Raw genomic sequence first — 15,215 nt, forward strand, 5'->3', positions numbered from 1 at the left:
GGCGGTTTTTTGCGCTTTCTATCACCCTTTCCGGGTAAACGCATAATATGAACCATACCGTGTCTGGAAAAGGAGTGAATACCAGATGCTCACAGGAATTCGGGTTTTGGTTATCGGTGGAGATGCCCGGCAGCTGGAGGTATTGAGGAAATGTGCCGCTTTGGGCGCTTCTGTCCATGCAGTGGGATTTGAACGCATTCCGGAGAAGATTCCCGGTGTGTTTTTCGTGCCTCTGGGAGAAGAAGTTCTGGAATCAGCGGATGCTCTCATATTGCCGGTTGTAAGCTGTGATAATGAAGGAAAGGTAAGTGCGTCATTTTCTGATGAACCGCTGCAGCTGCTGGAAGAACATATTTCGGTGCTTCCGGGGCACTGTACAATTTACACCGGAATGGCTAAGCCGTATTTGCACAGGTTGAGCGACAAATACGGTCTGCAGCTGGTTGAGCTCCTGAATCGGGATGATATTGCCATTCGCAACTCGATTCCTACGGCCGAAGGGGCCGTCATGATGGCGATCCAGCATACGGAAATAACAATTCACCAGTCCAAATGCATGGTGCTCGGTATGGGACGTACCGGGTTTACACTGGCTAAAACTCTGCAGGGGCTGGGAGCTGACGTAAAGGTCGGAATTCGCGGGAAGGATGAAGGGGCACGGGCTGCCGTGATGGGCTGGAAGCCTTTTGAGACAAGGGATTTGGCGGATGAGGTGTATGATATCGACTTGCTTTTTAATACGATACCCACTATGATTATCACAGCGCAAATCCTGTCCCGAATGCCTCGGAGTGCCGTCATTATTGACCTGGCCTCCGCTCCCGGCGGATGTGATTTCTCAAGTGCGGAGAAGATTGGAATCAAGGCACTTCTTGCACCTTCGCTTCCCGGCATGGTAGCTCCCAAAACCGCAGGTATGATTATGGCGGACGCATTGGTTCAGCAGCTTTTGCAAGATAATCCGAACCGGGAGGAAGGCGTATGAACTGGAGGGGCAAGACAGTAGGTTACGCGATTACGGGCTCACACTGCACCTTTGAGGAAGTGATGCCCGTCATTCAGCGCTTTGTAGATGAAGGCGCACGGGTCATTCCGATTATTTCAAGCTCGGTGCTGACGACGGATACACGTTTCGGCACCTCGCAAAGTTGGCAAAAACAGTTGAAAGATATAACAGGGAATGATATCATTTCTACAATTGTTGAGGCTGAACCGCTTGGGCCATCACGTATGCTGGATGTCCTTGTTATTGCACCGTGTACGGGCAATACAACCAGCAAGCTGGCCAACGCCATGACGGACAGTCCGGTGCTGATGGCTGCCAAAGCGCAGCTGCGGAACGGCCGTCCGCTGGTGCTTGCCATTTCAACCAATGACGGCCTTGGGCTGAATGCGGCGAATATCGCGAAGCTGCTTGTGGCCAAATCCGTTTATTTTGTGCCGTTCGGGCAGGACAATCCGGAACAGAAGCCCAATTCGCTTGTGGCCCAGATGGAACTGATTCCCGAGGCCTGTTATGCAGCTCTGGAGGGCAGACAGCTTCAGCCCATGATCATTCAGCGGCATCATACCGTATAATTGCCTGGCGGGCCTCCGGCTGTTGATGCAGCCGGGGGCTTTCAGAATATATGGTAGTTCACTGCAGCGTCAAAGGGAAAGAGAAGCGGGTTGGGAAGCCGGAAAATGATACAGTATGAGATTGTTTGGCAGGAACGGGTATTGATACAACATATCCTGTTCCTGAGGTGCACACGGTGGAGGAGAAATTATGGGAATTTTAGTACAGAAATACGGGGGAACTTCGCTTTCCACACCGGAAGCCAGAAATCTGGTCATCGGTCATATCAAGAGAGAGCTGAAGAATAAGTTTCAGCTTGTAGTGGTTGTATCGGCCATGGGCCGCAAGGGTGAACCGTATGCAACGGATACGCTGCTTGATTGGGCGGCAAGCAACGGAGACAGTCTTCCTGACCGCGAACGGGATCTGCTGATGTGCTGCGGGGAGATTATTTCTGCAGCCACGCTGTGCAGCCTGCTGGAGCAGGAGGGGATTTCCGCCACGGTATTGACAGGAGCACAGGCAGGTTTTGTAACCGACGGCCAGTTCGGGAATGCAAGAATTCTGGACATCAGGCCTGCACGTATTCTGAAGGAACTTGAGCAGGATCGTGTGGTAATCGTAACCGGTTTTCAGGGCCAGACGGAAAATGGAGATTTCACGACACTTGGCAGAGGCGGAAGCGATACATCGGCTACTGCGTTAGGGGCCGCCCTCCATGCGGAAATTGTCGATATTTATACGGATGTCAACGGAATTTTAACTGCGGATCCAAGAATTGTGGAAGATGCCAAACCGCTTGATTATGTCAGCTACACGGAAATTTGCAATATGGCGCACCACGGAGCGAAAGTGATTCACCCGCGTGCCGTGGAAATTGCCATGCAGGCGAATATTCCGGTTCGTGTGCGTTCAACTTTTTCCGAGAGTGAAGGCACATTGGTGACTCATCCGGAGGGCTTTAAGGATGTTCAATCAGGTGTAGTGGACCGGTATGTGACAGGTATCGCTTACGTTGGGAATGTGACCCAGATTACTGTGGAGTCGGAGGAACCGAACAACCATCTTCAGTTAAAGGTATTCAAGGCGATGGCCGTAAGCGGGATCAGCGTCGATTTTATCAATGTCACAACAACGGGCGCGGTATATACGGTCAGTGACAGTGAAGGCCCTAAAGCGGTTAAAATACTGCAGGAAATGGGCATGAACCCAAAGACTGTCTCCGGCTGCGCGAAGGTATCGGTGATCGGGGGCGGCATTAACGGTGTGCCAGGCATTATGGCGACAATTGTCGAGGCTTTGGCGGAGGCCGGCATTCAGATTCTGCAGTCTGCCGATTCCAATACAACAATTTGGGTATTGGTCAAAAAAGAGGATATGGTGCAGGCGCTGCGTGCGCTTCATGCCAAATTCGAACTTCACCGTTAACCAAGCTTGGGGCAATGAAAGGAGGCAGCATGATGGATTTTGGAAGATTGATCACAGCAATGATTACACCATTCGACGAGCAGGGCGAAATCAATTGGGACGCGACATCCGATTTGATCGATTATTTGATCGAGGTGCAAAAATCCGATTCTCTCGTTGTATCGGGGACGACAGGTGAAGCCCCGACTCTCAGCGATGAAGAGAAAATCAAATTGTTTTCTTTTGTGGTGGATAAAGCGGCCGGGCGCTGCAAAATTATCGCAGGCACGGGCAGCAACAACACGCGCCATTCCATTCATTTAACCAAGGAAGCTGAACGTGTGGGCGTGGACGGCATACTGCTCGTAGTTCCTTATTATAACAAGCCGAATCAGGAAGGCATGTACAGACACTTCGAAGCCATCGCCGGGTTCACTTCCCTGCCTGTCATGCTTTATAATGTGCCGGGAAGAACGGTGGCAGGCCTCACTGCTGAGACAACGCTGCGCTTGGCGCAGATTGGGAACATAGTGGCAACCAAGGAGTGTGCTTCCCTGGAACATGTTACACAGATCGCAGCTGCTGCACCGGACGGATTCAAGGTGTATTCCGGTGACGATGCCTCGGGGCTTCCCGCCATGGCTGTAGGCGCATATGGAATTGTCAGTGTTGCCAGCCATGTGGTCGGCTCGGAAATGAAGCAGATGATCCAAGCCTTTACGGGCGGGCGCCCTGAGCAGGCAGCCGCTTTGCATCAGTCGCTGTTTCCTGTGTTTAAGGGGTTGTTTACATGCCCGAATCCGGTGACTGTCAAATATGCATTGGAACTGAGGGGAGTTGCCGCCGGCCCGGTTCGTCTGCCGCTTGTGGCTCCCTCGGAGCAGGAAGCAGGCTTCATTCGCTCCTTGTTTAAAAAATAATTTTATAGAGGTAGTTCAAAAAGTCATCTTTTGATCACGAAGGAAGTCAGGAAGCGGACTCGACATCGAATCTTGAATTCAGCCGGGCCTAAGCGAATGCTTCCGAAGCATGTTTCCTGCGGAAACATTTAAGGTGCTCCCGTACCCCTAGTACGCTCCGCTCCTCAGTCCCTATCTTCATCTAATTCAAGCGTTTTGAAAAACGCACTCCGGAAGCGTAGGCTTCGGTGCTGAAAACCTGACTTTTTGAACATGCATTTATACGGCAAAACAGAAGCGTTTCCCATGAGGAGCGCTTTTTTTTGCTTTAATGGGCGTGGTAAAAGGGTGAAAACGGCTTGCCGTTCATGGTTTTTTAGAAAACGGGAACCCTAACTTCAAAGAAAAGGGCGACTTGTGTTTTCGCTTTTTAATCATGTATAATGGGGTCAAGTGACTGGGTGCGGTATTTTTTTGAAAATTAAATAACAAATTAAGGTACGACGTCCAACTACCATAGGAGGTTTAGATTCATTTGTCTAAAAAAGCCAACAACGATAAATTGATGATTTTCGCTTTGGGCGGCGTCGGAGAGATCGGGAAAAACATGTATGTCATCCAATATGCCAACGACATTGTAGTCGTGGATTCGGGACTGAAGTTTCCTGAGGAAGATATGCTCGGAATCGATATCGTCATTCCTGATATTTCCTACCTTACGGAGAACCGTGACAAAGTGAGAGGGATTGTGCTGACACATGGCCATGAAGACCATATCGGCGGTCTGCCGTATGTGCTCAAGCATCTGAACGTCCCTGTTTACGGGACGAGGCTGACCTTGGGGCTTGTGGAGAACAAGCTGAAGGAGGCGAATTTGCTCGGAGAAACGAAACGGATCATAATTAACGCCGACTCCGAGATCAAACTGGGATCGACCCTGAAAGTGTCATTTTTTAGTACAAATCACAGTATTCCGGATTCTGTCGGTGTATGCATCGATACACCAGAAGGTGCTGTTGTTCATACGGGCGACTTCAAGTTTGACCATACTCCAGTCAATGGTCAATACGCGGATCTGCAGCGGATGGCTGAGATTGGAAGCAGGGGGGTATTAGCGCTTTTATCAGATAGCACCAATGCCGAGAAGCCTGGATTTACACCTTCGGAGAAAAGTGTAGGCATCGTGCTTGAGGATATTTTCCGCAAATCCCGCCAGCGGGTGGTGGTTGCAACCTTCGCTTCCAACGTGCACCGGATTCAACAGGTGGTGAACGCCGCCGAGAAGACAGGCCGCAAGGTGGCCGTGATCGGACGCAGTATGGTGAATGTGGTGGGCATTGCCCATGATCTCGGATATTTGCAGATTCCGGACGGCATGCTGATTGAGCCTGAGGAAGTCGGCAAAATGGCCGCAGACCGGGTCGTGATCCTGTGCACCGGCAGCCAGGGAGAGCCGATGTCGGCGCTGACGCGCATGGCCCGCTCCACGCACCGCAAGGTGGATATTTTGCCTGGAGATACCGTCATCATTGCCGCAACTCCTGTACCGGGCAACGAGAAATACGTCGGCCGTACGATCGACGAACTGTTCCGTTTAGGCGCGGAGGTATATTATAGCGGAGCAAATTCAGGCGTGCACGTGTCCGGGCATGGCAGCCAGGAAGAGCTTAAGCTGATGCTTAACCTGATGAAGCCGCAGTTTTTCATTCCAATTCACGGTGAATACAGAATGCAGCGCAGACATGCCTTGCTGGCCGAATCAGTGGGCATTGATCATGACAACATTTTTATTACCGATATCGGCGATGTTGTTGAGATTCAGAACGGTGTCGCACGCAAAGCAGGAAAAGTAACTGCAGGCAATGTGCTGATCGACGGATTGGGAGTCGGCGACGTAGGCAATATTGTGCTGCGTGACCGGAAGCTCCTGTCACAGGACGGTATTCTGGTCGTTGTCGTTACGCTTAGCAAGCAGGATGGCACGATTGTCTCCGGCCCTGATATCATTTCCCGCGGTTTCGTTTATGTCCGTGAATCGGAAGGACTGCTGGATGAAGCCAACCGCATTGTTTCGAGCACTTTACAGAAGCTTATGAGCGAAAATGTAAATGAATGGGCTTCCCTTAAAACCAATGTCAAAGATGCGCTTGGCCGTTTCCTGTATGAACAGACACGCCGCAGACCGATGATTTTGCCGATTATTATGGAAGTGTAATCTATAGTCGAATAAGGCACACAGTCGCCTCCTTCTGCTGGAAATATTGGACGGTTTCCGCAGAGGGAGGCTTTTTTGTTTTGACAGTATAAAATCTTCCATTTGAATACCATACTATTCGTTATAAGTGTGTGTTCAAAAAGTCAGGTTTTCAGCACCGAGAAGATTGGATGAAGCTAGGGACTGAGGAGCGGAGCGTACTTGGGGTACCTGAGCACCTGAAATGTTTCCGCAGGAAACATGCTTCGTAAGCATCCGCTTAGTCCCGGCTGAATTCAAGATTCGATGTCGAGTTCGCTTCCTGATTTACTTCGTGATCAAAAGATGACTTTTTGAACTACCTCTATAACGCATTTATTAATGAAGGGATGGATTAAAGTATGGTATCTTATGGCGGCAATAAGGAAGAAGAGACGGAAACTCAAAATCCGCAAACCGAAGATAAAAAGATGACCCCTGTCATGGAGAGTATCCAGCAGCTCGGACAGACCGGAGTACCTGCTGCGGAATCCAATATCTTTTGCATGACCATTATCGGACAAATTGAAGGCCACTTCATCCTGCCTCCGCAAAACAAGACAACCAAGTATGAGCATATCATTCCCCAGCTTGTAGCTGCGGAGCAAAATCCCCGAGTAGAGGGGCTGCTGCTGGTGCTGAATACGGTTGGAGGCGATGTGGAAGCCGGATTGGCCATCGCGGAGATGATCGCCTCCCTGAGCAAACCGACCGTAACGGTAGTCATCGGCGGCGGTCACAGCATCGGCGTGCCTATCGCGGTATCGGCGTCTTACTCACTTATTGCGGAAAGTGCCACAATGACCATCCATCCGATCCGGATGAGCGGTCTGGTCATCGGGGTACCGCAAACATTTGAATATATGGAGAAGATGCAGGAACGGGTCGTGCGGTTTGTGACAAGCCATTCCCGCATCTCGGAGCAGCAGTTCAAAGAGCTGATGTTCAAGACAGGTGAACTGAACCGCGATATCGGGACGGCTGTGGGTGGCCATGATGCCGTAAAGTACGGGCTTATGGACGCGGTTGGCGGTATCGGAGATGCGCTGACCTATCTGAATAAAGCCATTGCTGAGAAAAGGCACACGATGCCGCAGGAAGCGATGCCATCCCTGAATGGCGGCGCCATGCAAGGTCATTCCAGAGCGGTTTCTGCTCAGCAAGGGGGATTGACGCAATGACGCACTATTCCATTGTGCCGATGGAGCTGGTGCTTGAGGGCATGTGGAGAGAAGCAGGCCCGTTGCAGGAAATCAGGGCAGAGGGATGCCTGATCCAGGTAAGGGCGGAGGGGGAGAGAAAAGGAACCATCGTAAGGCTGCTGGACTGTCCTCTCGATGCATACTTGAATCCTAAGCTGTCTCCGGGCACCGAGATAGAGTGGTAAATCATCCGTGCAGGCGGAAAAGCAAAAAGCTTGTCGAAAAAGAACATATGTGCTGATGCGGGTGGACGTGGTATAATATTCTTCTGGGGGGTGACCATGATGGCCAGAAGACGCAAGAAGAAGAAAACTACACTCGGGAGCGTCCTGAAATACGAAATATACGGCATTGTCCTGATTACACTTTCCGTTATTGCCTTGTCCGGTGAAGCGGCGGTCGGCCGCTCTTTATCCAAGATGTTCGGTCTTGTGCTGGGCAAGTTTTACTTTGTCATTCCCCTGATCGGCATTTTTTACGGCTTGATGGTAATGATACACCGGAAGTGGCCGAACAAATGGAATGGCCGTAAGAGCGGGTTGCTTTTATTCGTGCTTACATTAACGCTGATGAGCACCATTTCCTCCATGGAACAGCGGCTTGGCCCGATCGGAGCGCTGGAGCCGGGGAATGTGATGAATCAAATACATATTGATTTGCGGGACGAGCTGTTTGCCGCGGATGGAGATCAGCATTCCATGCTGAATAAGGAAATCAGCGGCGGATATGTCGGAGCCATAGAGCTGATGATCCTGCTTTGGCTGTTCGGACTGATGGGAGCCAAGCTCATTATGCTTGTCATGTTTGTGATCAGCTTTATGCTTGTTACGCAGCTGTCCTATGTGGATTTGGGGCGTATTCTGCGCACCAAGGTGCTGAATACAGGCAGCAGCCTGCAGCGCAAGTGGGAAGCAAGAAAGTCCCCGATCCCGGTTGCGGAAGGAGGCGGCAGAAGCAGAAGAGGCAAGCCTGTGCCTGTTCCGGAAGACGAGGAGGAACTGGAAGAGGATTATGAAGAAATGCCTTCGCTGCCCAAGCGGAAGCAGCCGTTGTTCTTTCAGCTGTTTGGCTCCCGCAAAGCGCCGGCTGATCATCATTTGACAGAGGAGCAGGCGGAAGGAGAAACGGCATTTAATTCATTGGCTTATGACCGGTATGATGACGTGGAAGGAGACGTGCACTCATCACCTTTTGTGGCTGCCGAGCCTGAAGCAGCCGAAACGAGGAGCTCGCCGATTATCAGGGATTTCCTGGAACAGGTCCACACTGATGAAAACGCGGAGCTTTACGACAAGGAAGAGGAGAGCAACCTGTCCATGCATGCGGATGCTGAAGCGGATATGTCCCCTGCTGATGAAGCGAGAGAAGAAGAGAACGGTCACTCAGACGAGGCGCCTGCGGACAGTGGACAGGCAGCCGGAGAGGGACTGCCTGGCGGTGAAACAGCCCCTCAGGCACCGCCTCCGCCGCCTCCGAAGCCTTACAAGCTGCCTCCGTTTAAGCTCCTGTCCAAGCCGCAAGGGGCGGGTAAGGGAGGCGGACAAAAGGATTACATGCAGACTGCGCGCAAGCTCGAGGCTACACTGGAGAGCTTCGGTGTGCGGGCCAAGGTGCTAGAGGTTGTTCGTGGCCCTGCCGTAACCCGCTACGAGATCCAGCCGGACATCGGTGTGAAGGTAAGCCGGATCGTGAGCCTGACTGATGATATTGCGCTGGCTCTGGCAGCCAAGGATATCCGGATGGAGGCCCCGATTCCCGGCAAGTCGGCGATCGGGATTGAGGTTCCAAACAGTGAGGTATCGGTGGTCACCATGCGCGAGGTTATGGAAACTCCGGTGTTTCAGGAGTCGGAGGCCAAGCTGTCCATTGCATTCGGCAGGGATATTGCGGGACAGACCATTGTCGGAAATCTGGCGAAAATGCCCCATTTGCTTGTAGCAGGAGCAACCGGTTCGGGTAAATCGGTGTGTATCAACGGCATTATAACCAGTATTTTGTATAAAGCAAAACCCGACGAAGTTAAATTTTTGATGGTTGACCCCAAAATGGTGGAGCTGAATGTCTATAATGGCATTCCTCATCTGCTGGCACCTGTCGTAACCGATCCGAAGCGGGCATCACTGGCCTTAAAGAAAATCGTCGTAGAGATGGAGAAGCGATATGATCTCTTCTCCAAATCGGGAACGAGGAACATAGAAGGTTATAATCTGCTGATGAAAGACAATCCGGCAGCTGTACTTCCATATATTGTAGTCATTGTGGACGAGCTTGCCGACCTGATGATGGTGGCTGCCGGAGATGTGGAAGATGCCATTGCCCGTCTGGCCCAAATGGCCCGCGCTGCCGGTATTCATTTGATCATTGCAACACAGCGCCCGTCGGTTGACGTTATCACGGGTGTGATCAAGGCGAATATTCCTTCGCGGATTGCGTTTGGCGTCTCATCCCAGGTTGACTCCCGTACCATTCTGGATATGGGAGGAGCGGAGAAGCTGCTGGGACGCGGGGACATGCTGTTTATGCCGATGGGTGCCTCCAAACCGGTACGTGTGCAGGGAGCGTTTCTGAGCGACCAGGAAGTGGAGAACGTCGTGGGTTATGTCCGCAATCAGGGAGAAGCCCAGTATGACGATACGCTGGTGCCGGAAGTCGAGGAGACGGCAGCGGAAGCGGATGATATGCTGGATGAGCTGTACGACCAGGCTGTGGGTATCATTCTTGAGGCGAAGCAAGCCTCCGTATCCCTGCTCCAGCGCCGCATGCGCATCGGTTATACCAGAGCCGCCCGCCTGATCGATTCCATGGAAGCGCGCGGTGTGATCGGCCCTTATGAGGGTAGCAAGCCGCGGGAGGTTCTAATGTCTCTGGAGCAGTATCAGCAAAATAAAATCAGTTCCTGACGGGAATATTGTCAGCCGTTCAAGCCAAGCGCTTGGACGGTTTTTTTGTCGTTCAAAACCTTGCAGGGTTACCAGTGAAGTGAATAGTCAGGCTTCTCCCTTGTCATAATAAGCGTAGCCATCCTGTTCATCCCACAAAGAAAGGTAGAGCGAATGATGAAAAAGACAGCCCTATGGATATGTACGGGTGTATTGGCGGTTACGGCCGTAATATATGCAGCCTTCCTTGAACCCGACGACAAACAGAGCAGCAATCCGCTTCCCCAACAAGCCGAGACTCATGAGACGGAACCTGCTGAAGAGGTCTTCAGCAGCAAGCCGATTGTTCAAGGCTCTTACGGTCAGGATGTCTATGAACTGCAAAGCCGTTTGAAGTTGCTTGGCTTTTATTACGGAAAGGTAGACAGTCAATTCGGAAGCAAGACTTTAGGATCAGTTAAATGGTTTCAAGACGAATTCGGCATCGATGCCGACGGTGTCGTTGGGCCCAAAACGAAATTGAAATTGGTGAATGCCACCAAGGATTGGAAGCCGACGGAAACGCCTCTGCACAAGCAGGGCGCTAATCAGCAGACGGGGAACAATGCCGGGACGGATACAGGTACAGAGACAGCCGACAAGGCAGCTTCAAAAGATGAGGATGCTTCGCTGAGTCCGGGCAGAGCGAACGGCCTGTCTGAAAACGAGCTGAAAATGATGGCTAATGCCGTTTACGGTGAGGCGCGCGGCGAGCCGTTTGAAGGGCAGGTTGCCGTGGCTGCGGTTATTTTGAACCGTGTGAAATCACCCAGTTTTCCAAATACACCGTCAGGCGTAATCTTTCAGCCCGGGGCTTTCACAGCCGTTGCTGACGGTCAAATCTGGCTGACGCCGAATCCGCAGGCCCGTAAGGCAGTCCAGCAGGCACTTAATGGCTGGGACCCAACGGGAGGCTGCCTCTATTATTTCAACCCGAAAACAGCGACTTCCAAATGGATCTGGTCCCGTCCACAAGTAAAAACGATAGGGCAGCACATCTTCTGTATGTAGCCCGCGATTAGAAACCGGCAACCGGGGCTTGTCTCCGGTTGCTTCTTGCCTTTTTGATCGTTACAATGAAAATTGGCACAGATTGCCGTTCGTTAAGGAATTAAAATGACGTCGCAAAGGAGTTTTGGACTTGATAAAAACAGAATTTGAGCGCGGCAGCCGGCGGCAGCTGCGTATTCACGTGATGCCGACCAAACGCTTTAAGACGTATGCGATATCGCTTTACGCTGGAATTCCCTTACAGGAGACCACCGTTTCAAGCGTGGCTTTAACTCCTTTCGTATTGAGACGCGGGACAGCTTCCTATCCGGAAACCGTTCAATTCAGGGAGCAGCTTGAGCAAATGTATGGAGCCGGCTTCGGGTTCGATATATATAAAAGAGGAGATTACCAAATCGTCCAGTTTCGGATGGATACCATTAATGACGGCTTCGTAAGCAGCACGGACAGCCTGCTTGACAGGTCTTTTTCGTTTCTCGGAGAGGTGCTGACACGTCCGGTCGTGGAAAATGGCGCTTTCCGCGAGACTTATGTGCAGCAGGAAAGAGAGAATGTGCGCAAAAAGCTCGAGGCGATCGTCAATGACAAAATCCGCTATGCAGGTGAACGCTGTATAGAGGAAATGTTCAAAAACGAACCTTTCCGTCTTCATCCGCTCGGGCAGCGCGCCGATCTTGATTCGATCAGCCCGGACAGCCTATACAAGGCTTATGGAGATTGGCTCGAAAACGCCAGCATGGATCTGTATGTGGTAGGAGACACGTCCCTGGAAGAGGTAGAAGGGCTCGTAGACCGTTATTTCAGTCTTGACCGCTCTTCTGCGGCACAGTACAGAAGGGCTGATGTATCCGCACAGTCTCGTGATGTTCAGACCGTTGTTGAGCGCCTTGATGTAAGTCAAGGGAAGCTGAATATGGGCTTCAGGACATCGATTACCTACAGCGACGATCAATATGCCTCCGCGCTGATGTATAACGGGGTCCTTGGCGGTTACCCTCATTCCAAGCTGTTTGTGAACGTAAGGGAAAAAGCCAGCCTTGCTTATTATGCTTCTTCCCGTTATGACGGGCATAAAGGCATTGCCACCATTCAGTCCGGAATTGAAATCCCCAACTACGAAAAAGCCGTAAGCATTATCCGGCAGCAGCTTGACGATATGCGGAAAGGCAGCATCAGTGAGCTGGAAATGTCCCAGACGAAAGCCATGATCCGCAATCTGCTCAAAGAGATGCAGGATTCCGCCTTCGAAATGATTGCATTTGACTTTAACAGACAGCTTTCCGGCAAGGAAAGAACGGTCGAGCAGCTGCTTGAGCAGGTAGAAGCGGTATGTGTCAAGGATGTGCAGGAGGCTGCTCAGACTTTTAATCTGGACACTATTTATTTCTTGAGAGATCAGAAGGAGGAGTAACCGTGCAGAGCATAACATATGATCATTTACAGGAGACACTGTATTTCGAGGTAATGGATAACGGCCTGCACGTGTATGTGCTGCCCAAACCGGGATTTCAGAAAACCTTCGCCACGTTTGCAACAAAATACGGCTCCATTGATAACCACTTCAAGGTGGAGGGGGAAGAAGCGATCAAGGTTCCGGACGGGATCGCCCACTTTCTTGAGCATAAAATGTTTGAAAAAGAGGACGGAGACGTATTTACGAAGTTCTCATCGAACGGGGCATCTGCCAACGCCTTTACCAGCTTTGAGCAGACCGTGTATCTCTTTTCCGCAACCGAGCATATTTACGACAATCTGGAGACATTAATTGATTTTGTGCAGTCACCGTATTTTACGGATCAGAGTGTGGAAAAAGAAAAAGGCATTATTGGCCAGGAAATTAACATGTACCAGGATAACCCGGATTGGAGAAGCTATTTCGGCCTGATCGAGGCGTTGTATTCCAAGCATCCGGTACATATTGATATCGCGGGTACGGTCGAGTCGATAAGCACGATTACAAAAGAAACGCTCTATACGTGCTATAACGCTTTTTATCATCCAAGCAACATGCTGCTTTTCGTGGTAGGAGGGGTGGAGCCGCAAAAGGTATTCGACCTTGTTCGTGAGGGCCAAAGCCGCAAGGATTACAAGCCTCAGGGCAATATCGAGCGCATATTTGAGCAGGAGCCGGTTGGGGTAGCCCAAAAAAGACGCGAAGCAAGGCTGGCGGTATCCCTTCCTAAATGCCTGTTCGGCTTTAAGGAGAAAAAGACGGGCCTTACAGGAGCGGAACTGCTGCGCCATGATCTGGAAAGCAAGCTGATGCTTGATCTGCTGCTTGGCTCCAGCACACAGCTTTATCAGAAGTTATACGATGAGGAGCTTATTTCAGACAGCTTCGGCCATGAATACAACAGCTCGAATGGTTACGCCTTCTCGGCCATCGGCGGAGATACCAAGGACCCGGACCGACTGCTGTCCCGCATCCGTGAAGAAATTGAGGCCGTCAAGGCCAGCGGATTTGCGGCTGAGCACTTCGAACGGGCACGCAAGAAAAAAATCGGCGGTTATTTGCGCATGCTCAACTCGCCGGAAAACATCGCCCATGAATTTACCCGCCACCGCTTCAGAGGAAGCGATTTGTTTGAGGTGCTGCCTGTTTATGAAAGCATCACGCTTGATGATGTGAACCGCCGTCTGCGGGAGCACACAGACTGGGAGCAGATGGCCGTTTCGCTGGTGGTGAGTCCTTAACATGGAGAAGGGGACCGGAGCGGTTAACAAAGCACTGGGGGAAATGACGGTTCTGGTGACCGGCGGAAGCCGCGGAATCGGTGCGGCCATTGCGGAGCGCTTCGCCTCAGTTGGCATGAATGTGGTGATTCATTACATGAAGTCCCACGAAGAGGCCAACGAAGTGGCACGGCGCTGCATGAAGGATGCCGGTTCCGTGATGACGGTCACCGCGGACCTGCGCAGTAAGGAGCAAATTTTACGCATGCAGGAAAAGCTGGAGAATCACGGATTGAAGCCTGATATTCTCGTAAACAATGCGGGAATATCCCACTACGGCCTGCTGACGGATGTGAGCGAGGAAGAATGGGACGATGTCATGGCCGTCAATGTAAAGGGCACATTTCTGTGTACGCAGGCTTTTCTGCCGCATATGATTTCACAGCGTTATGGCCGAATTATTAACGTATCCTCCGTATGGGGAATGTCCGGCGCCTCGTGCGAGGTGCTTTATTCTTCAACCAAGGGGGCTGTAAATGCCTTTACGAAAGCATTGGCCAAAGAGGCGGCACTTTCGGGAGTGACGGTTAATGCCGTTGCACCAGGGGCCGTGGATACGGCCATGCTGGAGCATCTTGACCCTGGCGAGCTGGCTGAGCTGGAAGATGAGATCCCCGCGGGAAGACTGGCGAAGCCTGACGAAATTTCTTCGCTTGTGTATTTCCTGGCGCTGCCTGAATCCGGATATATCAACGGCCAGATTATCAGTCCCAACGGCGGCTGGATAACCTGATGTACAGAAGAGGCGGGTCTGGCGGAAACCTCCAGCATAGCCGGGAATGGCACGGTGCATATTACATCTGTAGATTTTTTAAAAATCTCAATCCTTACCGAGGAGGATGTAATCATGGCGTCGACAGTGCTCAAAGATTTTGATACCTGGAAAAAGTTCCTTGGAGATCGTGTAGCCAAAGCGGAAAAAATGGGCATCAGCGAGGAAACCATTGCGGACCTGGCCTACGAAATCGGGGAATTTTTGGATGAAAAGGTCGATCCGGCAAACCACTCCAACCGTGCTCTGAAAGAGCTGTGGGGTGTGGCGGACAAGGATGAGCGTCACGTCATTGCCAAGTGCATGGTGAAGCTCGCCAAAGCCAACGCTTAAGCTGTAAATGCTGCGGAAAAGCTCCCATGAGGGGGCTTTTCTGCAATAGTTACAGACCTGTTCTTGTAATTCATAGCTATTTTATATATCATAAACGTGGTTGCAAAAACGGATGTCAATTAAATGCACATGAACGGAAGTATCATAGA

13 protein-coding genes are annotated in these 15,215 nt (G+C 51.2%); all 13 read left to right on the forward strand.

Going from position 1 to position 15,215, the window contains the following annotated elements; all coding sequences use genetic code 11:
• The first annotated feature begins 85 nt into the window (after nt 1-85).
• The 13 genes from dpsA (at nt 86) to ACE5KN_RS02035 (ending at nt 15,066) form a co-directional block, all read left to right on the forward strand.
• Entirely contained in the window at nt 86-985 is a 900-nt protein-coding gene (dpsA, locus tag ACE5KN_RS01975; RefSeq protein ID WP_375525627.1) for a dipicolinate synthase subunit DpsA, read from the forward strand.
• Nucleotides 982-1,578: a dipicolinate synthase subunit B gene (locus ACE5KN_RS01980; protein WP_375525626.1), complete on the forward strand. Its 597-nt coding sequence runs from the start codon at nt 982-984 to the stop codon at nt 1,576-1,578. Before dpsA ends, ACE5KN_RS01980 begins: the two co-directional genes overlap by 4 nt.
• Nucleotides 1,579-1,768: 190 nt before the next feature.
• The gene (dapG, locus tag ACE5KN_RS01985) at nt 1,769-2,986 is read left to right on the forward strand and encodes an aspartate kinase (RefSeq protein WP_375525625.1); all 1,218 of its coding nucleotides are present in this window, start codon (nt 1,769-1,771) and stop codon (nt 2,984-2,986) included.
• 29 nt (nt 2,987-3,015) lie between these two features.
• Entirely contained in the window at nt 3,016-3,885 is an 870-nt protein-coding gene (gene dapA / locus ACE5KN_RS01990; protein ID WP_375525624.1) for a 4-hydroxy-tetrahydrodipicolinate synthase, read from the forward strand.
• Between the two features lie 514 nt (nt 3,886-4,399).
• Complete coding sequence (locus ACE5KN_RS01995; protein WP_375525623.1) at nt 4,400-6,079, forward strand: ribonuclease J; 1,680 nt, start codon at nt 4,400-4,402, stop codon at nt 6,077-6,079.
• Nucleotides 6,080-6,459: 380 nt separating this feature from the next.
• Complete coding sequence (locus ACE5KN_RS02000) at nt 6,460-7,278, forward strand: ClpP family protease (RefSeq protein WP_375525622.1); 819 nt, start codon at nt 6,460-6,462, stop codon at nt 7,276-7,278.
• A complete protein-coding gene (locus ACE5KN_RS02005; RefSeq protein WP_375525621.1) occupies nt 7,275-7,484 on the forward strand; it encodes a YlzJ-like family protein in 210 nt (69 codons plus the stop codon). Before ACE5KN_RS02000 ends, ACE5KN_RS02005 begins: the two co-directional genes overlap by 4 nt.
• A gap of 96 nt (nt 7,485-7,580) precedes the next feature.
• A complete protein-coding gene (locus tag ACE5KN_RS02010; protein ID WP_375525620.1) occupies nt 7,581-10,199 on the forward strand; it encodes an FtsK/SpoIIIE family DNA translocase in 2,619 nt (872 codons plus the stop codon).
• 156 nt (nt 10,200-10,355) lie between these two features.
• Nucleotides 10,356-11,228 (forward strand): spore cortex-lytic enzyme, encoded by an 873-nt coding sequence (sleB, locus tag ACE5KN_RS02015; RefSeq protein WP_375525619.1) that lies wholly within the window; start codon nt 10,356-10,358, stop codon nt 11,226-11,228.
• A gap of 130 nt (nt 11,229-11,358) precedes the next feature.
• Entirely contained in the window at nt 11,359-12,639 is a 1,281-nt protein-coding gene (yfmF, locus tag ACE5KN_RS02020) for an EF-P 5-aminopentanol modification-associated protein YfmF (protein WP_375525618.1), read from the forward strand.
• Nucleotides 12,640-12,641: 2 nt separating this feature from the next.
• Nucleotides 12,642-13,922 (forward strand): EF-P 5-aminopentanol modification-associated protein YfmH, encoded by a 1,281-nt coding sequence (gene yfmH, locus ACE5KN_RS02025; protein WP_375525617.1) that lies wholly within the window; start codon nt 12,642-12,644, stop codon nt 13,920-13,922.
• A gap of 1 nt (nt 13,923) precedes the next feature.
• Nucleotides 13,924-14,694 (forward strand): elongation factor P 5-aminopentanone reductase, encoded by a 771-nt coding sequence (gene ymfI / locus ACE5KN_RS02030; protein WP_375525616.1) that lies wholly within the window; start codon nt 13,924-13,926, stop codon nt 14,692-14,694.
• 114 nt (nt 14,695-14,808) lie between these two features.
• Nucleotides 14,809-15,066: a DUF3243 domain-containing protein gene (locus ACE5KN_RS02035; RefSeq protein WP_355317199.1), complete on the forward strand. Its 258-nt coding sequence runs from the start codon at nt 14,809-14,811 to the stop codon at nt 15,064-15,066.
• Nucleotides 15,067-15,215 lie beyond the last annotated feature (149 nt).

It is taken from the genome of Paenibacillus terreus, from assembly GCF_042138595.1.
Taxonomy (GTDB): Bacteria; Bacillota; Bacilli; order Paenibacillales; family Paenibacillaceae; genus Paenibacillus; species Paenibacillus terreus.